Below are 16,909 nucleotides of genomic sequence, written 5' to 3'. Positions count from 1 at the left end.
CAGGCACCGGCTCGCCGGCGCCCGCTTACACCTTCCTGACGAACTCCGATTTCAGGCTCATGGCACCAAAGCCGTCGATCTTGCAGTCGATATCGTGGTCACCGTCGACCAGGCGGATGTTCTTCACCTTGGTACCCATCTTGACCACGCCGGCCGACCCCTTCAGCTTCAGGTCCTTGATGACGGTGACGGTGTCCCCGTCCTGCAGGACATTGCCTGCCGCATCGCGATAAACCCTGGCCTCCGGTTCGGCCGGCGCCGCTGCCTGCGCCGACCATTCATGCGCGCATTCCGGGCAGATGTAGAGGCCTCCGTCTTCATAGGTGAACTCGGAATGACATTTTGGGCAGGGAGGCAAAGCGCTCATGGGGACTCTCAGGTGTCTGGCCAGGGCCGTAAAGGACCGGAAGTATACCGCCCCCGCCTATGGCAACGCATCGGGCGGCAGCACGCTCCATCCCGAAACGCTGCCGGACGTCGTCAGGCGCTGGCTCCTGAGGACGCCGTTCTCGTCGAACTCGAAGAAAACCGTCGACGACCGGATCGCGCCGCCGGCGAACAGCGGGCCAATGAACGGGATAAAGCTCTCAGGGTGCGGCCTGGAGGCCGCAAACGAATAGATCAGGATGGTCGACCCGTTGACCAGGGTGGTCTGCGACGAGGGCTTCCCCAGCTGGGCGGTAACGTCGTCGAGGGTGGAGAAACCGAGCAGGAAGTTCGCCATCTGCTCCTGTTTCACCTCGACGCCCGTCGATACGCAGGCGGCCAGCATGACGCAAGTCACAATCAATGCGTGAGCAGGCTTCATATCGTCACCGCCATACTTTTTGCGCCGTGGCCGGGACGCGCTGAAGGCGCCCGGCGCGCCATGCAGAAAGCATACAACTTTGCTGAACGATTCGCCGAGGCCCGCGCAAGGCGGGCCGCCCCCTACTCCGGCACGAAATGTATCGACCGCAGCAACTCCGCCTGCCGCTCATGGGCGGCGCGCGCATCCCTGGACAGGGCCTCGCTGCTGAGCGGCTGCCCGGCGTCCATGCCCATGGCCTCCACGCGCTCGCGGTAGCCGGGCTGCTGCACGATGGCCAGCGTGGCGTTGCGGATCTTTTCCTGCACCGCCGCCGGCACGTCCGGCGGCAGCCACACCCCCATCCAGCCGGGCTCCGTCATCGCCGGGAAGCCGACTTCGGCGAAGGTCGGCACATCCGGCAGCGCGGGGATGCGCTTGGGATACGCCACGGCATAGGCCTTGAGCTTGCCGGACTTGATCAGCGGCAGCGACGTGGCCAGGCCGTCGAACATCAGCGGCACATGGCCGCCCATCACGTCTTGCAGCGCGGGCGGCGATCCCTTGTAGCCGACATGCTTCATATCCACGCCGGCCAGGCGGTTGAACTGGACGCCGATGGTCTGGCCGCGCATGCCGGCGGCATAAGAGGCATAGTCGATCTGCCCGGGCTTGCTCTTGATGTAGGCAAGCAGTTCGCTGAAGTTCTTCGCCGGCAGCTTGGGGTTGCCCACCAGCACCAGCCCCGTACGGGCCACCTGGGCAACAGGTTTCAGGTCCTTGAAAGGATCGAACGAGACCTTCAGCGCCAGCGGCGTTTCGGAAACGATGCCGCCCTGGATCAGCAGCAGCGTATGTCCGTCATGCGGTGCGGAAAGCAGTGTGTTGACCGCGATCGCGCCGGCGCCGCCCGGCTTCTGCTCGACGATCACCGGCTTGCCCAGCGACTGCGTCAGCCCCTCGGCCAGCAGGCGCCCGAGGATATCGGCGGTGCCGCCGGCGGGGCCGCCGACCACGATCCTGACCACCTTGGTCGGCCACGCCTGAGCCTGGGCGGTCGATGGGAGCGCAGCCGGCAGCGCCACCGACAGCGCCAGGCCGAGCATGCATGACAGCGACGCCCTGCGGCGCGCCGACGGTTGTGCTTGATTCATGGTTGTCTCCGAATGTTCGAGGGTTGTTCAGGGCAGCAGCCGGCTTCATCGTGAGCCGGTGATCTGCCACCCCTGCCCTTCTGCTGGCGCATCGCCAGTGCCGACCGACCCGGGTCAGGCGGCCTTGCGCAGGAAGCCCTGATTGCCGCCATTGCGGTTCGGCGCGAAGCCGTTGGCCTCCAGCGTCTCTTCGACCGTGTCGTAGAACACGCCGATCTTCTGGATGTCGCGCGCTTCCTGGGCCGTTGCCACCTTGCGGCCGAATTCGCCCGCGATGCGCACCAGCTGCTCGATCTGCTTCACCGTGCTCATCTTGGCCGTGCGCGACTGGTTCCAGAGGCAGTCCTCGGTTCCGCACCGCACATGCAGGCCCAGGGCAATCCCCATCATGTTCACAGGCAGCACGTTGCGCACGGAGCTTTCGACGGTCAGCACCGCGCCATCCGGCACGGCGCGGACGATGTTGGCGAGGTTGAAGACGCTCGGCGCATCCATGCCGCCGCTGATCGCCACCCAGTTCATGACCAGCGGGCCCTTGTACACGCCGCGCCGGATCAGCCGCTCAACGGATTCGAAGCTATTGATGTTGTAGCACTGGAATGCGCTCTGGATGCCGGCAGCGGACAGGCGGCGGATGTGCTCTTCGACCCAGCCAGGCTGGGCGGGAACCGTCATCTCCTTGTACGCGTTGAAGATCGCGGGGTTCTCGCGCGAGGTGCCCTTGAAATCCGCGAGCTCCGCGTGCTCCGTCACGTTCATCTGCGACGTGTTCACCGTGACGGTCACCTGGTCCGGAACGGGGTCGAGTTCGGCAAGCATGTGGCGCGTGTCGTCGGAAAGCCACTTGGCGGCATCCCCTTCGTTTTCCGGCGCGAAGCTGATCGAACCGCCCACCTGGATGACCATCTCCGGCACCGCCTTGCGCACCCCGGCGATCAGCTCGTTGAACTTGGACAGACGCTTCGAGCCCTTGCCGTCGAGTTCGCGCACATGCAGGTGCAGCACAGTCGCGCCGGCGTTGTAGCAATCCACGGCCTTCTGGATCTGGTCTTCCATCGTCACGGGGATGTCTTCCGGGAAATCGGAGGGCAGCCAGCCCGGCGCATACGGTGCCGCGGTGATGATCAGCGGCTGCTGGTTTTCAGGGAACAGGGATCCATCGAGGTAGTGCACGGCATGTCTCCATTGATAAAGGCACGTGGCCTGGCGGCGGCTGGTGCGCCTCAGAACGGCTTGTCGCCGATGATGGCGGCGCGCTCCATCTTGCGCGGCGCCGGCCAGTAGTCCTGCACCGCGTAGTGCTGGGTGCAGCGGTTGTCCCAGATGGCCACACTGTTGGGCTGCCAGCGGAAACGCACCTGGTATTCGGGAATCGCCGCCTGGCTGATCAGGTAGTTCAGCAGATGGCTGGCGCCCGGGGTCTTGTCCTGTCCGTAGCGCACGTTCTCGGGCGTATGGAAGTTGGCGAAATGCGTGGAGAAGCCGCAGACGTAGAGCGCCTTCTCGCCGGTTTCCGGATGCGTGCGCACCACCGGGTGCTCGACCATGGGGTACTGCGCGGCAAGGCTGGCGCGCTTTTCCGGGCTCATCGCCGCGCCGAACGAATGCTCGATGCTGTGCTTGGCGCGCAGGCCGGCGATGCGCTGCTTGATTTCCTCGGGCAGGTGCTCGTAGGCCGCCGCCATGTTGACCCAGATGGTGTCGCCGCCGACCGGCGGGCATTCGATGCAGCGCAGCACGCAGCCCATGGGCGGGGCTTCGCGCCAGCTGCCATCGGTGTGGTAGCTGTTCTCGTAGTTCTCGCGCTTGTCGCTGCGATAGATCTGGACCAGCCCTGGATGATCGGGATCGCTGCCGGCGACGGGATGGTCTTCCAGTTCGCCGAAGCGGCGCGCGAACGCCACGTGGTCCGCGCGGGAGATTTCCTGGTCGCGCAGGAACAGCACCTTGTGCGTGAGCAGCAGGGACTTGATCTCGGCAAACAGCGCGTCGTCGCGCGCGGCATCGGCCAGGCTGACGCCGCTGACTTCGGCGCCGATATTGCAGGTAAGCGGTTGGGCTCGCATGGGGACGCTCCTTTACAGCACAAAGATCGAAGACCCGGTGGTCTTGCGTGATTCCAGGTCGCGGTGGGCCTGCACGGCATCCTGCAGCGCATAGCGCTGGTTGATTTCGATGCGGATACGGCCAGCGGCAACGTGGCCGAACACCTCGGCAGCCAGTTCGGCCTTTTCGGCGGGGTCCGCAATGTAGTCGGCCAGCGCCGGACGAGTCAGGTAGACCGAACCCTTCCTCGCCAGCAGCTGCGGATCAAACGGCGGGATGGTGCCGGAGGCCGTGCCGACGCAGACCATCAACCCGCGCCGCTTCAGCGAGTCCAGCGAGGCCATGAAGGTGCTCTTGCCCACGCTGTCGAAGACCACGGACACGCCCGCGCCATCGGTCAGCTCCCGCACCCGCTTTGCCACGTCCTCATGGCTGTAGTTGATGATGTGGTCGCAGCCATGGGCGCGCGCCACCTCTGCCTTGGCCTCGGTCGAGACGGTGCCGATCACGGTCAGGCCGAGCAGCCTGGCCCATTGCGAGACGATCAGTCCCACGCCGCCGGCAGCCGCGTGCAGCAGGATGGCTTCGCCACCCTGGAACGGGTAGATGCGGCGCATCAGGTAGGCGGAGGTCAGGCCGCGCATGGTCATCGCCGCCGCGGTCTCGAAGCTGATCGCTTCCGGCAGGCGGATCAGCGGTGCGGCGGGCACCAGGCGCTCGGTGCTGTACGCACCCAGGGTGTTGATGAAGCCGGTGTATGTGACGCGATCGCCCTCCGCGACATGGGTCACGCCCGGCCCCACCGCCTGCACCACGCCGGCTGCCTCCACGCCCATGCCGCCGGGCAGCGGCACCGGGTAGGTGCCGTTGCGGAAGTAGGTGTCGGCATAGTTCAGCCCGACGGCGGCGTGGCGGATCCGTACCTCGCCCGGGCCCGGGTCGCCTACCTCGGCGTCCTCATAGCGGAGGACTTCGGGCCCTCCGGTCTCGTACATGCGAATGGCTTTTGCCAAGGCTGTCTCCTGATTGTCGTGTCCTGCCCGCGCCGCTATCATTGGCGCGACGGTAACGATTGTCAGACAGCCATGGCGCGGCACCCTTGACCGATCGCGCCAGGATTTGACATTTGATGACGGACACGACCGACGCCCCCACCCACTCTCGCGGCAGCCTTATGACCGTCCTTGTTCGCAGCGCTTCCCTGACCAAATACCTGGAGATTGCCCGGGGCGCGGGCCTGGATCCGGTGCGCATGGTGGCCCAGGCAGGCCTGGACCAGGCCTGCCTGTACACCCCGGACCTGCGCATCCCGGAAGCGCGCCTGGCCGAAGTGCTGGAGGCCTCGGCCCGGGTCACCGCCTGCCATTCGCTTGGCCTGATGGTGGGGGAATCGTGGCGCCTGTCAGACTTCGGCCCGGTCAGCCTGCTGCTGCAGCACCAGCCCACGCTGCGCCACGCTCTGTCGGAGATCGAGCGCTACCGCCACTGGCTCAGCGACTCCATCTCCATCCTGGTCACGGAGTACCCCGAGATCACGGTGCTGCATGTGACGTTGCAGACCGGCCGGCACCAGCCCGGCAGGCAGGCCATGGAACTGACCGTTGCCGCCTTGTACAGCCTGATCCGCGCCATCCTGGGCGCGTCCTGGAAGCCGCACAGCGTGCACTTCGCCCATGCGGCGCCTGCCGACCTGCAAATCCACAGGCGCCTGTTCGGGCAACACATTGAGTTCGGTTCGGAGTTCGACGGGCTGGTGCTCGCCAGCGGCGACCTGGATCGCATCAACCCGCTGGCCGATGCCAGCCTGGCCGGGTATGCCAGGGGCTTCCTCGACCTGCAGGCGGGGGCCGGCAAGCCTTCGATCGCTGCCGAGGTCCGGCGCACCCTGCACCAGCTGTTGCCGCGCGGGCGCGGCGCGGTGGAACAGGTCGCGCAAAGCCTTGGCATCAGTCCGCGCACGCTGCAGCGCCAGCTGGAGCAGGATGGAGACACCTTCTCCGCACTGGTCAATGAGGTGCGCCGCGAGCTTGCGCAACGCTACCTGCAGGATCCGCAGCGGCCGCTGGCCCGGGTCGCCACGCTGCTGGGGTTCTCGGAACCCAGCGCATTCTCGCGCTGGTTCGCGGCACAGTTCGGCAAGTCGCCGACACGCTGGCGCCAGGACGGCGCCTGAGACGGGCTGCCTACTTCAGGTACTTCATCGTGGCGACGCCGGTTGCCACCAGCAGCTCCCCATCCAGCCACACCTCTGCGCGCGAGAAGAAGATCGAGCGCCCGCGCCGGTCGACCATGCCCTTTGCGGTCAGCAGCTTGCCCGTGCCGTTGCTCAGGAAGTTCGAGGTCAGCGACAGCGTGACCGCATGGCGCGCGGCCTCGCCCGGCGCCGAGTAAAGGCCCGAATAGCCAGTGGCGGCGTCGAGCAAGGTGCAGATGGTGCCGCCATGCACCACCCGGCTGCGGTTGAGCATATTGGGCGCGAGCGGGAGCTCAAGTTCCACATAGTCGTCGCGCCACCGGGTGATCCTGACACCGATGCTCTCCAGTGCCGGATTGTCCAGGCAGAACTCATCATCGCCCTCACCTTGAGGTTTCACCGCATCCATTGCTTGGGTTTCCATTTCGCTGATCGTTTCGCTGATACCGGTGTGGCGCGCGTTGCGCGCGCTGGCCCGGAACCCCGTTTCTGCTTGATTTATGGCTTCTCGTAAATCTCTATTTCACGAAGCGAATCTTTTGCCAGCATGAATAAGCCCCCTGGGGGTCATTCACTTGCCGCGCCTGCGCCGCCTTTGACTCGGTATTGAGAACGACCTAGGCTAAGTAGGCTTACCCTGCACCTTGGCCACGCGCCAAGGGCAAGTGATGTACCGGCGACGTTGCCACGTCCTGCAAAACCAGGAGGGTTCCCCATGAACATGCGGCCAGATCCGACATTTCACGCCTCGCCGGAACTCGCGATCAGCGCACCAGCGGAATCATTTGCTTATACGGTGCTGCTAAGCCCCGACGCCTCGCAGCCAGACGCGCTCGCGGTGATCGACGCCAAACCCGGCTCGCCCACCTACAGCCAGGTGGTGCATACCGTGCCGATGACCAACAAGGGCGACGAGTTGCACCATTTCGGCTGGAATGCGTGCTCGTCGTCGTTGTCGCCGCTGACCGGCCACGCGTTTCTCGAACGGCGCTACCTGATCATTCCGGGCATGCGCTCTTCGCGCCTGTATATCATCGACACCAAGCCGCACCCGACCCAGGCACGGATCCACAAGATCGTTGAGCCGGACGAGATCTTCCGCAAGACCGGCTACTCCAGGCCCCATACCGTGCACTGCGGGCCGGAGGGCATCTACGTCAGCACGCTCGGGGGCGGTGGCCCGGATGGCACGGACGGCGCGCCCGGCATCTTCATCATGGACTGCGAGACCTTCGACGTGCTCGGCCGCTGGGAAATCGACCGCGGCGAACAGGAGAAGCACTACGACTTCTGGTGGAACCTGCCGCGCGACTACATGGTGTCGAGCGAATGGGCCCTGCCGCCGCAGTTCGAGAACGGTCTGGTGCCCGAGGACCTGCTGGGCAACCGCTACGGGCACAAGCTGCATTTCTGGGACCTGCGGGCGCGCCGCAACGTGCAGACCATCGACCTGGGCGCCAACCACCAGATGGCGCTGGAAGTCAGGCCTGCGCATGATCCGATCCGGGAATACGGCTTTGTTGGCGTGGTGGTCGATACCACCAACCTGGAGGGCTCGATCTGGACCTGGTGGCGCGAAGGCGGCAAGTTCCACGCCGAGAAGACCGCAACCATCCCCCCCGAAGCCGCCGATGCAAGCCTGCTGCCGCCGCTGCTGCAGGGCTTCGGTGCCGTGCCGCCGCTGGTGACCGATATCGATCTGTCCCTCGACGACAAGTTCCTCTACGTGTCCTGCTGGGGCACCGGCGAAATGCGGCAGTACGACGTGACCGATCCGCGCAAGCCCAGGCTTTCTGGGTCGGTCCATATCGGCGGCATCGTCCGGCGCACGCCGCATCCCAACGGCAAGCCATTCGCCGGCGGCCCGCAGATGGTCGAGATCAGCCGCGACGGCAAGCGCGTCTACTGGACCAACTCGCTCTACTCCACCTGGGACAACCAGTTCTACCCAGACGGCATCCCCGGCACGCAAGTCATGGCGCATGCCGGCCCGGACGGCGGGCTGACGCTGGCCGATGACTACTGGGTCGAGTTTCCGGAAGGCTACCGCGCGCACCAGATCCGGCTGGAAGGCGGCGACTGCTCGACCGACTCGTTTTGCTATCCCTCGGTCAAGGCTTGACCGGTCACGCCTGGGAACAGATCGGTCTCTGGTCGGCAGTGCTGGCCAGCGGCCTCTATCACGGCATCAACCCGGCCATGGGCTGGCCGCTGGCGGTATCGAACGGCTTGCTGGCGCATAGCAGCCGCGCCCTCCTTGCCGCGCTCGGGTACCTGGCTTTCGGGCATGCGCTTGCGGTATTGGCGGTGACGCTGCCTTTCGGCATGCTGGCGGCCCTGGTCGCCTGGCAAGCGCAGATCCGCATCGGCGCCAGCGTGCTGCTGATCGGCTGCGGCATCGTGCTGCTGCTCAGGCGAGGCCACCCGCGCGCACTGGTGCGCATCGCGCCATCGCGGCTGGCGCTATGGTCGTTCGCGGTGGCGATCGCGCATGGCGCCGGCCTGATGCTGGTGCCGATCTATCTTGGCCTCTGCCGTGCCGAGACGGACCTGGGGCACCAGGCCGCCGCCACGCTCGCCAGCGCCAACCTGGGCATGGCGCTGCTGGTTTCCGTCATCCACACCCTGGCCATGTTCGCCGTGGGCGGCGCCATGGCGTGGCTGGTCTACCGCTACCTGGGACTGAAGTTCGTATCGCGGAGCTGGTTCAACCTGGAGGCGGTCTGGGCCGCCAGCCTCATCCTGGTGGGGATGCTGGCGCTGGCGCTTGAGGCCTTTGGATAGGCGCTGGACTCAACCGGCCAGCCGCGCCGCCAGCCGCCCTCGCGTGATCGCGGCGATCTGTGCCAGCGCTTCATCAAGCTCCTGCTGCGTGCTGCGGCCAAGCCGGCGTTCGAACGCGGCGAAGATGCCTTCGCGGGTGTAGTGGCGCACGCAGATGATGAACGGGAAGCCATGGCGCGCCTGGTAGTCCGCGTTAAGCTGGTCCAGCGCGGCCTCTTGCTGCGCCGACATCGCGTCCAGGCCGGCGCTCTTCTGCTCGGCGTTGGAATCGGCGGTCATCGTGCCCGCGCGGATATTGCGTGCCGACAGCTGCGGGTGCAGGTTCAGGAAATCGCGCTGGCGCGGTTCGTCAAGCTTGCGCACCACGTCCATCATGGCGCCATGCAGCGCCGTTGCCGATGCGAACGGCCGCTGCGCCCAGGCGCCCTCGGCAGCCTGCGGAAAGTGTTCGAACACGCTGCCGAAGGCATCGGCAAAGGCCGCTTCGTCCAGGGCGTTGACCGACGCCAGGTCGAGTGGTTGAGACATGGATGCTTCTCCCGTAGGGATCCCGCGCATGGGGAATCATTGGATACGGGGCCGAGTATAGGAACGGCCCGCCGCAGCGGCGAGAGCCCGCGCCCTATAGATCCCATAACAGAAACCGATACCGCTAGCGGCGCATATCGCGCAGGTCGCGCAGCTCCTGCGAGGCGGCGGTCAGCATGCCGCGCAGCCAGACGTGCGCGGCCGAGCGGTGGCGCGACGGGTGCCACAGCTGGTAGAAGCGCATGAACGGGAACTCGATCGGCGGCTCCAGCACCGCAAGCGGCACATGCTGCGCATGGTAGTTGGCGAAATGGCGCGCGGTGGTCAGGATCAGGTCGGTGCCCGGGATCAGGCTGGGCGCCAGGTTGAAGTAGGGACAGCTGACGCGGTTGTCCCGGTGCACGCGCATGGTGCTCAGGCCGGCATCGACCAGGCCGCGCTGGTCGCGCGAATATGGCGTGGGCACGATATGCGAGGCGCCCAGGTAGGCCTGGGCCGTAAACTTGCCGGGCTGCGCATGCACGCTGTCCTGCGCCACCACGCACACCACCTCGTCTTCCAGCAGCACCGACAGATGCAGGTGCTCAGGCGGGTTGGGCCAGTTGCCGATCACGATGTCGACCGTACCCGCCGACAGCGCCTGCTCGTAATCGAAGGTGGCCCCCAGCGGCAGCGCCGACAGCCGCGCGTGCGGCGCCGCACGCCGCACCGCGCGCACCACGTGCGCGAAGAACGGCGGCGCCAGGTAATCAGGCATGGCCACCACGAAGCTCTGCTCGGTGGTGGCGGGATCGAAGCGCTCGTCCGAGACCAGCAGGTTGTCCAGCGCGCTGAGCGCGGCCTGGGCATTGCGCGCCAGCTGCAGCGCGCGCTCGGTCGGCACCATCACGTTCTTCTCGCGCGTGAGCAGCGGGTCGTTGAAGATCGCGCGCAGGCGCTTGAGCGCGGCGCTGATGGCCGGCTGCGACTGGTTCAGGCGGATCGCGGTGCGCGACACGCTCTGCTCGGCGATCAGGATGCACAGCACGCGCAGCAGGTAGGTATCGAACGGGTCGTCGGCGCGAATCATGTTGGGTCCGTGGCAGCAAAAGTGGAGGCCTGGCGGGTGCGGCCGCCGCCGCTCCGGGCGGCAACGCCATGCCAGGCAATGGCGACTTTGTAGCGTGTCGCGCACCGCACGGCAACCGGTACAACCCGCACGAGCCTGCCCGATGCGCGTGCGCGCACCCCGGAAAACGGCCCGCCTAGGGTAATCCATAGGTCCGCCCGGCCCCGGCCGGAGCACCCGAAAACCCGCGCCACATAAGGGATTGCAGCCCATATCGGTGCTGCTATGGGGCCTATACCAGCCCCCTCGTTTCGCATTGGCGGGCCATTCATATACTTGCTCCCAACCCGGCGGACGGCATGCACCGCCGCCAAGCAAGACCTGGCAGAACACGACAAGACAGGAGACATCATGTCGATCACGAAACAAGGCATCCCGGTATTCGCCGGCACCGCCGACGACGCCGAGGACAGCGTCTACCGCAAGGTAACCTGGCGCCTGCTGCCCTTCCTTGGGGTGCTGTGGGTACTGGCCTGGCTGGACCGGGTCAACATCGGCTTCGCCAAGCTGCAGATGCTGGACGCGCTGCAGTTCAGCGAGGCCGTGTACGGGCTGGGCGCGGGCATCTTCTTCCTTGGCTACTTCTTCTTCGAGGTGCCGTCGAACATGCTGCTGCAGAAGATCGGCGCCAAGAAGACGATCATGCGCATCACCATCTGCTGGGGCGTGATCTGCATGCTGCAGAGCTTTGTCACCACGCCCACGCAGTTCTACATCCTGCGCTTCCTGCTGGGCGCGTTCGAAGCCGGCTTCTACCCGGGCGTGATCCTGTACCTGACCTACTGGTATCCGTCGCAGCGCCGCGCGCGCGCCTTCGGCACCTTCATGTCCGCGTCGGCCATCGCCGGCGTGCTGGGCGGCCCGCTGGCCGGCTGGATCATGACCGGCATGGCTGGCGTGAGCGGCATGCACGGCTGGCAGTGGCTGTTCATCCTGGAAGGCATCCCGTCGGTGCTGGCCGGCATCTTTGCCTGGTTCTACATGACCGACAAGCCGGAGCAGGCGCGCTGGCTCTCCGACGACGAGAAGCGCGTGCTGCAGGACGCCCTCAAGCGCGACAACGCCGCCCTGGGCGAGCGCGGCCACGACTGGCGCACGCTCTTCACCAACCCCAAGGTGTGGCTGCTGATCGCGATCTACTTCTGCCTGCTGTGCGCCAACTCGACGCTGACCTTCTGGATCCCGACCGTCATCAAGGACGTGGGCTTCACCACGCCAATGGCGGTGGGCTGGATCGCGGCCGTGGCCTACCTGTGCGGCGCCGCCGGCATGATCCTCAACGGCGCGCATTCCGACCGCCGCAATGAAGTGCGCTGGCACTTCAGCGGCTCGGCGCTGGTCGGTGGCGGTGCCATGGCGGTGCTGGCCGTGCTGCTGGGCGCGCAGGTGCTGTCGCCGGTGATCGCACTGCTCGCCATGACTGCCGCGCTGGTCGGCACCATGAGCGCCATCCCCGTGTTCTGGCAGCTGCCCAACCGCTACCTGGCGGGCAGCGCCGCCGCGGTGGGCGTGGCCCTGATCAACTCGGTGGCCAACCTGGCCGGCTTTGGCGCGCCCTATGTGATGGGGCTGATCAAGAACACCACCGGCAAGCTCACCTCCGGCCTGTACCTGGTGGCGGTGATCGAGGTGCTGGCCGCGGTGCTGGTGCTGGTCGGAATCCGCAAGCTGGGCAAGCACGGCAAGCAAGGGGCCTGACATGGACAACCATAGCTTCGATCCCACCCGCCGGCGCTTCGCGCTGCAATCGATGACGCTGGGCGGCGGCGCGCTGCTGGCTGGCGCCAGCTGGGGCGCAACGCCCGATGCGGCGGCCCCCAACCAGACCGCTGCACCGGTGCAGCAAGGCGGCCTGAGCCCGCGCCTAACGCTGCACGCGCTGGACACCTATAACGGCACGCCCGCGGCCGGCATGCGCGTGGAGATGTTCCGCATCGACAATGGCCAGCGCACGCCGCTGCAGACCGTCACGCTGGCCACCAACGGCCGCAGCGAACCGCCGCTGCTGATCGGCGACAGCTACCGCACCGGCACCTATGAGCTGATCCTGCACGCGGACGAGTACTTTGCCGCGCGCAAGGCCAGCCTGCCGCAACCGTCGTTCCTGTCGAAGATCCCGCTGCGCCTGCGCGTCACCGACGCCAGCCAGCGCATCCACCTGCCCGTGCTGTTCGGGCCGTGGAGCTACAACTACTACCGCGGCAGCTGACGCCGCGGCCCAACCCGGAGACCAACGCATCATGGCAGGCATCAGCACACATGTGCTCGACGTATCCCTGGGCCGCCCCGTGGCCGGCATGCAGGTGGAACTGTTCGACGTTGCCACCCAGCCCCCGCGGCTGATCGCGCGCACCCGCACCAACCACGACGGCCGCACCGACGCGCCGATGCTGCCGCCGGCGCAGGCGCGCACCGGCGAGTTCGAATTGCGCTTCTGGGTAGCGGACTACTTCCGCACCCCCGACGTGTTCGCCGATATTGTTCCCGTGCGCTTTACCATCGCGGACGCCGCGCAGCACTACCATGTGCCGTTGCTGTGTTCGCCGTGGAGCTTCGGGACTTATCGGGGCAGCTGAAGGCAGCAGCAGGTCGCCCGCGCTGCAAAGCGCGGCGACTGTTGACGACCTCGCCGCCGCCCCTCCTAGCGCGGCTTGCGCACTTCCGTTTCCCCGGGCAACAGCACATCACCGTCGCTGGTCCGGGGTATCATCAGCGGCACCGGCTTCCCGGTCCGCTTCTCCACCATCAGCGAGCGCCGCTCGCCGCGCGCAAACAGATGTTGTTCGCCCCATTGGCGCAAGGCCAATACGATGGGGAACAGGCTCTCTCCCTTCTTCGTCAGCACATACTCGTGATACGCGCTGCCATCGGAAGCCGGCTGCGTCGTCAGGATGCCGGCTTCCACCAGCCGGCGCAGGCGGTCGGACAGGATGTTGCGCGCGACCGCCAGGCTGCGCTGGAAGTCGCTGAAGCGCCGCATGCCGTCGAAGGCATCGCGCACGATCATCAGCGACCAGCGCTCGCCGACCAGTTCCAGGGTACGAGCAACGGGGCAGGTTTCATCGCTCGGGTCTTTGCGGGTGGCCATGTCTTGGTTGCCTTGGGGCTGTGCAGCCCGTCAATGTAGTTGCATTTTAAAACCAGTACGCTTACGCTTCAACTGGTTTTGTTTTGCAACCACATGGACTGGTATGAAAACCTCCCCCGCTACGCCGGTGACGGCACCGCCTCCGACTTGCCCTGCGACACCGTGTGCGAACCTGCCGCGCGGCGCGGTGCTGCTGTTCGCCTGCGCCAGCGGCCTGAGCGTCGCCAATGTCTATTACGCCCAGCCGCTGCTGGATGCGCTGATGGCGGATTTCTCCATCAGCGCCGGGGCCATCGGCGGAGTGGTCACCGCCACCCAGCTTGGCTGTGCCCTGGCGCTGCTGTTGCTGGTGCCGCTGGGCGACCTGGTGCAACGCCGCCGCCTGATGCTGGCACAGGTGCTTGCCCTGGCCGGCGCGCTGGCTGCCGTGGCGCTGGCGCCGTCCGTTACGGTGCTGCTGGCGGGGATGCTCCTGACCGGCTTGCTCGGCACCGCCATGACCCAGGGATTGATCGCCTATGCGGCCGCGGCGGCAGGACCGCATGAGCGCGGGCACGTGGTCGGCACCGCGCAGAGCGGTGTCTTTATCGGACTGCTGCTGGCGCGTGTCGTGGCCGGCGGCGTCAGCGACGTGGCCGGGTGGCGCAACGTCTATGTCTGCGCTGCAGCGGCGATGCTGGTGCTTGCATGGCTGCTATGGCGCACGCTGCCAGTGGTGGCCAGCGCCGGCCAGCGCATGCGATACGCCAGCCTGGTCGCATCGATGTTCCTGCTGCTGCGCCGCGACCGGGTCTTGCAGATCCGGGGCACGATCGCGCTGCTGATGTTCGCGGCGTTCAACATCTTGTGGAGCGCGCTGGTATTGCCGCTGAGCGCTCCGCCCTATGGGCTCTCGCATACGGCCATCGGCGCCTTCGGGCTGGTTGGCGCGGTGGGCGCCCTGGCGGCTGCGCGTGCGGGGCGCTGGGCGGACCAGGGCTTCGGGCAGCGCACCACGCTCGCGGCACTGGTGCTGCTGGTGGCGGCCTGGCTGCCGCTGTCATGGCTGGAGACCTCGCTGTGGCCGCTGGCCATCGGCATCGTGCTGCTCGACCTGGGCGGCCAGGCCATCCACGTCACCAACCAGAGCATGATCTTCCGCACCGATGCCGCGGCGCACAGCCGGCTGGTCGGCGCGTACATGCTGTTCTACGCGGCGGGCAGCGGGCTGGGCGCGATTGCCACCACGGCGGTCTATGATGCTGCCGGCTGGCGGGGCGTGTGCGCGCTGGGCGCCGTGGTCAGCTTGCTGGCACTGGTGTTCTGGGCCGCTACCCGGCGCTTCATGCCGGCGCAAGCACCTGAGGTGTAGGGGCAGGCCTGCAGGAGGCGTTCTGCGCATCAACGCCCCCCCTCTATGTCACTCGGGCTCGATTCCCGCTGCCTTGATCACCTTGGCCCATTTCAGGGTCTCGCTGCGGACAAAGGCGGCCAGTTCCTCGGACGTCGATGGCGCAGGCTGACCTCCGGTGCGGGCAAAGTAGTCGGTGGCAGCCGGCCCGGTCAGGCCGTTCCGCATCAGTTCGCTCATGCGGTCCACCACGGGCTTCGGCGTCCCGGCCGGGAAGAAGGCCGCCGACCATGCCACCATCTCATAGCCGGGCAGGCCGCTCTCAGCCATCGTGGGGACATCCTTGAGTACCGGATTGCGCTGCGCAGTGGTCACCGCGACCGCGCGCAGCTTGCCGCCCTGGATCAGCGTCATGGCCGGAGAAATATCGGAGATCATGAAATCGATCTGGTGCCCCATCAGGTCGGTCAGGGCCAGCGGCACCCCTTTGTAGGGCACATGCAGCGCCTGCACGCCGGCCAGCATCTTGTAGAGCTCGCTAGCGATGCGGGTCGACGAACTGCCGCTGGCAAACGTCAGCGTCCCATTTCTTGCCTTGGCCAGCGCCGTCAGGTCTGCCAGCGTGCGTACCGGACTGTCGGGCGGCACCACCAATACCAGCCCGCTCTTGGCGATCAGCGATGCCGGGGCGAAATCCTTGATCGGGTCATAAGGAAGCTTCTTGAACAAGGACGCATTGGCAGCATGCGTGGTGTTGGTCGTCACCAGCATGGTGTAGCCGTCGCCGGTTGCGCCGGCCACGGCCTTGGCGGCAATGAAGCCGTTGGCGCCCGGACGGTTGTCCACCACCACGGGCTTGCCCGTCTGCGCGGTGATCCGCTCGGCGACAAAGCGCGCACTGCTGTCGGTGCCGCTGCCCGCGGGAAACGGCACGATGACGCGGACTGGCTTGTCCGGATATTGGCTGGCGTCCGCGGCCTGCGCCGTCGCGGCTGTGGCCGCGGCCAGCGGCAACAGCAGCCCGATGGCCACTTTACGCATGCATGGATGAATCATGGTCTGTCTCCTCGTGCCTTTGGCATCTGTTCATTGTCTGGGCCCTGCGCGGGCCGGATTCAGGGCACCGCGTCGTGCGCCCGCACCAGGATGGCCTCGCACGGGCCACCTTGCGCCGCAAAGCTGAAAGTGCCGCCCTCCGGCACAAAGACCCAGTCCCCCGACGTCGCGGTGAACTGCTGGTCGTTGATCTCGCCGCTGACCGAACCCGACTGCAGGAACAGCACCTGCTCAGTCGCCGCCACCGAGTGCGCTTCGGCACCGCCCGTGGCTTCGAGCTCCAGTGCGCGAATATCCAGATGCCGAGCGCCGACCGTGTCGCGCGTAATCACGGGCCTGGCACGGACGCGATGGTAGTGAGGCAGGCTTTGGGCCGCCTCATGCATCGGCACCTCGCGCAAGCTGTCCGCCTGCGCGCTGCAGCGGGGATCATCCGCTGCGCTGGCCACCACGGCCGCGTTCGGGTTTTCGCTGTACGGTGGGGCGTACACCACCATGACCTGCACCGGCTCGTCGCTGACGACCTCGAAGCGGTGGAATACGCCCATCGGATTGAAACCCCAGTCGCCCGCACGCAGGGTGCGCGCCCTGCCGGCGACCTCGCCGATGCCCTCGCCCGCCAGCAGGTAGGACGCCTGCTCCAGGTTCGGATGCGCATGGGGCAAGGCGCCATGGCCGCGAGAAATCGTGCCCAACAGCACTTCGATGCGCCGCGCGCCGACCGTCTCCCTGCCGATCACGCGCTGGTTGGCGGTTCCGGTATGGTTGGCCGGGGAATAGGCGGGCACATCGGCGGCGCGTCGTACGAATTGCGATGTCATGCGTTGTCTCCTG

Annotated in this window: 19 protein-coding genes; 7 read left to right on the top strand and 12 right to left on the bottom strand. The window is 66.6% G+C overall.

Annotated elements, in window-relative coordinates:
* Positions 1–25: 25 nt before the first annotated feature.
* From AC3WQZ_RS20400 to AC3WQZ_RS20375, 6 genes are all read right to left on the bottom strand, one after another.
* Positions 26–367 (bottom strand): zinc ribbon domain-containing protein YjdM, encoded by a 342-nt coding sequence (locus AC3WQZ_RS20400; RefSeq protein ID WP_010809729.1) that lies wholly within the window; start codon positions 365–367, stop codon positions 26–28.
* 57 nt (positions 368–424) lie between these two features.
* Entirely contained in the window at positions 425–808 is a 384-nt protein-coding gene (locus AC3WQZ_RS20395) for a hypothetical protein (RefSeq protein ID WP_010809728.1), read from the bottom strand.
* Between the two features lie 122 nt (positions 809–930).
* Positions 931–1,941, bottom strand: a complete 1,011-nt coding sequence (locus tag AC3WQZ_RS20390) for a Bug family tripartite tricarboxylate transporter substrate binding protein (protein WP_010809727.1) — start codon at positions 1,939–1,941, stop codon at positions 931–933.
* Between the two features lie 114 nt (positions 1,942–2,055).
* Positions 2,056–3,114 (bottom strand): beta-keto acid cleavage family enzyme, encoded by a 1,059-nt coding sequence (locus tag AC3WQZ_RS20385; protein ID WP_010809726.1) that lies wholly within the window; start codon positions 3,112–3,114, stop codon positions 2,056–2,058.
* Between the two features lie 50 nt (positions 3,115–3,164).
* Entirely contained in the window at positions 3,165–4,007 is an 843-nt protein-coding gene (locus AC3WQZ_RS20380) for a TauD/TfdA dioxygenase family protein (RefSeq protein ID WP_492301148.1), read from the bottom strand.
* 12 nt (positions 4,008–4,019) lie between these two features.
* A complete protein-coding gene (locus AC3WQZ_RS20375) occupies positions 4,020–5,000 on the bottom strand; it encodes a quinone oxidoreductase family protein (RefSeq protein WP_010809724.1) in 981 nt (326 codons plus the stop codon).
* 161 nt (positions 5,001–5,161) lie between these two features.
* Between AC3WQZ_RS20375 and AC3WQZ_RS20370 the strand changes: the two genes are divergently transcribed.
* On the top strand, positions 5,162–6,160 hold the full coding sequence (locus tag AC3WQZ_RS20370) for an AraC family transcriptional regulator (protein WP_492301146.1): 999 nt from the start codon (positions 5,162–5,164) through the stop codon (positions 6,158–6,160).
* A 10-nt stretch (positions 6,161–6,170) separates the two neighbouring features.
* Here AC3WQZ_RS20370 and AC3WQZ_RS20365 read toward each other — a convergent pair whose 3' ends face one another.
* Complete coding sequence (locus tag AC3WQZ_RS20365) at positions 6,171–6,590, bottom strand: PaaI family thioesterase (protein WP_011616948.1); 420 nt, start codon at positions 6,588–6,590, stop codon at positions 6,171–6,173.
* 306 nt (positions 6,591–6,896) lie between these two features.
* On the opposite strand from AC3WQZ_RS20365, the gene AC3WQZ_RS20360 reads away from it, so the two are divergent.
* Positions 6,897–8,303 (top strand): selenium-binding protein SBP56-related protein, encoded by a 1,407-nt coding sequence (locus tag AC3WQZ_RS20360; RefSeq protein ID WP_010809721.1) that lies wholly within the window; start codon positions 6,897–6,899, stop codon positions 8,301–8,303.
* Positions 8,300–8,965, top strand: coding sequence for a hypothetical protein (locus tag AC3WQZ_RS20355; protein ID WP_010809720.1), 666 nt, complete (start codon positions 8,300–8,302; stop codon positions 8,963–8,965). Before AC3WQZ_RS20360 ends, AC3WQZ_RS20355 begins: the two co-directional genes overlap by 4 nt.
* A 9-nt stretch (positions 8,966–8,974) precedes the next feature.
* On the opposite strand, the gene uraD is transcribed toward AC3WQZ_RS20355, so the two are convergent.
* Together uraD and AC3WQZ_RS20345 are read right to left on the bottom strand one after the other, a co-directional pair.
* Positions 8,975–9,493, bottom strand: coding sequence for a 2-oxo-4-hydroxy-4-carboxy-5-ureidoimidazoline decarboxylase (gene uraD, locus AC3WQZ_RS20350; protein WP_010809719.1), 519 nt, complete (start codon positions 9,491–9,493; stop codon positions 8,975–8,977).
* Positions 9,494–9,617: 124 nt separating this feature from the next.
* Positions 9,618–10,562: a LysR family transcriptional regulator gene (locus AC3WQZ_RS20345; protein ID WP_011616945.1), complete on the bottom strand. Its 945-nt coding sequence runs from the start codon at positions 10,560–10,562 to the stop codon at positions 9,618–9,620.
* Positions 10,563–10,952: 390 nt separating this feature from the next.
* On the opposite strand from AC3WQZ_RS20345, the gene AC3WQZ_RS20340 reads away from it, so the two are divergent.
* The 3 genes from AC3WQZ_RS20340 to uraH (AC3WQZ_RS20330) are packed head-to-tail and all read left to right on the top strand — an operon-like array spanning position 10,953 to position 13,177.
* Positions 10,953–12,299 carry an MFS transporter gene (locus AC3WQZ_RS20340; RefSeq protein ID WP_439672610.1) on the top strand — a complete coding sequence of 449 codons (1,347 nt, stop codon included), beginning with the start codon at positions 10,953–10,955 and terminating at the stop codon, positions 12,297–12,299.
* 1 nt (position 12,300) lies between these two features.
* On the top strand, positions 12,301–12,810 hold the full coding sequence (gene uraH, locus AC3WQZ_RS20335; protein WP_492301145.1) for a hydroxyisourate hydrolase: 510 nt from the start codon (positions 12,301–12,303) through the stop codon (positions 12,808–12,810).
* A gap of 31 nt (positions 12,811–12,841) precedes the next feature.
* On the top strand, positions 12,842–13,177 hold the full coding sequence (gene uraH / locus AC3WQZ_RS20330; protein ID WP_010809715.1) for a hydroxyisourate hydrolase: 336 nt from the start codon (positions 12,842–12,844) through the stop codon (positions 13,175–13,177).
* Between the two features lie 65 nt (positions 13,178–13,242).
* Here uraH (AC3WQZ_RS20330) and AC3WQZ_RS20325 read toward each other — a convergent pair whose 3' ends face one another.
* Positions 13,243–13,689, bottom strand: coding sequence for a winged helix-turn-helix transcriptional regulator (locus AC3WQZ_RS20325; RefSeq protein WP_010809714.1), 447 nt, complete (start codon positions 13,687–13,689; stop codon positions 13,243–13,245).
* Positions 13,690–13,792: 103 nt separating this feature from the next.
* Here AC3WQZ_RS20325 and AC3WQZ_RS20320 point away from each other — a divergent pair, with 103 nt between their 5' ends.
* Entirely contained in the window at positions 13,793–15,040 is a 1,248-nt protein-coding gene (locus AC3WQZ_RS20320; protein WP_492301144.1) for an MFS transporter, read from the top strand.
* Between the two features lie 48 nt (positions 15,041–15,088).
* On the opposite strand, the gene AC3WQZ_RS20315 is transcribed toward AC3WQZ_RS20320, so the two are convergent.
* Both AC3WQZ_RS20315 and AC3WQZ_RS20310 read right to left on the bottom strand, forming a co-directional pair.
* Positions 15,089–16,075, bottom strand: a complete 987-nt coding sequence (locus tag AC3WQZ_RS20315; protein WP_052181609.1) for a Bug family tripartite tricarboxylate transporter substrate binding protein — start codon at positions 16,073–16,075, stop codon at positions 15,089–15,091.
* A gap of 59 nt (positions 16,076–16,134) precedes the next feature.
* A complete protein-coding gene (locus tag AC3WQZ_RS20310; protein WP_439669903.1) occupies positions 16,135–16,896 on the bottom strand; it encodes a cupin domain-containing protein in 762 nt (253 codons plus the stop codon).
* Positions 16,897–16,909 lie beyond the last annotated feature (13 nt).

The organism is Cupriavidus sp. FW305-26 (assembly GCF_058787975.1).
The sequence above is the reverse complement of the archived record's forward strand: the minus strand, read 5'-3'. Positions and strand labels throughout refer to the sequence as shown.

Excerpts from the sequence above, each read along its gene's own strand:
- AC3WQZ_RS20345 (WP_011616945.1), bottom strand. The coding sequence starts at position 10,562 with ATGATTCGCGCCGACGACCCGTTCGATACCTACCTGCTGCGCGTGCTG.
- AC3WQZ_RS20320 (WP_492301144.1), top strand. The coding sequence starts at position 13,793 with ATGAAAACCTCCCCCGCTACGCCGGTGACGGCACCGCCTCCGACTTGC.
- uraD (WP_010809719.1), bottom strand. The coding sequence starts at position 9,493 with ATGTCTCAACCACTCGACCTGGCGTCGGTCAACGCCCTGGACGAAGCG.
- AC3WQZ_RS20390 (WP_010809727.1), bottom strand. The coding sequence starts at position 1,941 with ATGAATCAAGCACAACCGTCGGCGCGCCGCAGGGCGTCGCTGTCATGC.
- AC3WQZ_RS20365 (WP_011616948.1), bottom strand. The coding sequence starts at position 6,590 with ATGGATGCGGTGAAACCTCAAGGTGAGGGCGATGATGAGTTCTGCCTG.
- AC3WQZ_RS20395 (WP_010809728.1), bottom strand. The coding sequence starts at position 808 with ATGAAGCCTGCTCACGCATTGATTGTGACTTGCGTCATGCTGGCCGCC.
- AC3WQZ_RS20325 (WP_010809714.1), bottom strand. The coding sequence starts at position 13,689 with ATGGCCACCCGCAAAGACCCGAGCGATGAAACCTGCCCCGTTGCTCGT.
- uraH (WP_492301145.1), top strand. The coding sequence starts at position 12,301 with ATGGACAACCATAGCTTCGATCCCACCCGCCGGCGCTTCGCGCTGCAA.
- uraH (WP_010809715.1), top strand. The coding sequence starts at position 12,842 with ATGGCAGGCATCAGCACACATGTGCTCGACGTATCCCTGGGCCGCCCC.
- AC3WQZ_RS20400 (WP_010809729.1), bottom strand. The coding sequence starts at position 367 with ATGAGCGCTTTGCCTCCCTGCCCAAAATGTCATTCCGAGTTCACCTAT.
- AC3WQZ_RS20380 (WP_492301148.1), bottom strand. The coding sequence starts at position 4,007 with ATGCGAGCCCAACCGCTTACCTGCAATATCGGCGCCGAAGTCAGCGGC.
- AC3WQZ_RS20360 (WP_010809721.1), top strand. The coding sequence starts at position 6,897 with ATGAACATGCGGCCAGATCCGACATTTCACGCCTCGCCGGAACTCGCG.
- AC3WQZ_RS20370 (WP_492301146.1), top strand. The coding sequence starts at position 5,162 with ATGACCGTCCTTGTTCGCAGCGCTTCCCTGACCAAATACCTGGAGATT.
- AC3WQZ_RS20340 (WP_439672610.1), top strand. The coding sequence starts at position 10,953 with ATGTCGATCACGAAACAAGGCATCCCGGTATTCGCCGGCACCGCCGAC.
- AC3WQZ_RS20310 (WP_439669903.1), bottom strand. The coding sequence starts at position 16,896 with ATGACATCGCAATTCGTACGACGCGCCGCCGATGTGCCCGCCTATTCC.
- AC3WQZ_RS20315 (WP_052181609.1), bottom strand. The coding sequence starts at position 16,075 with ATGATTCATCCATGCATGCGTAAAGTGGCCATCGGGCTGCTGTTGCCG.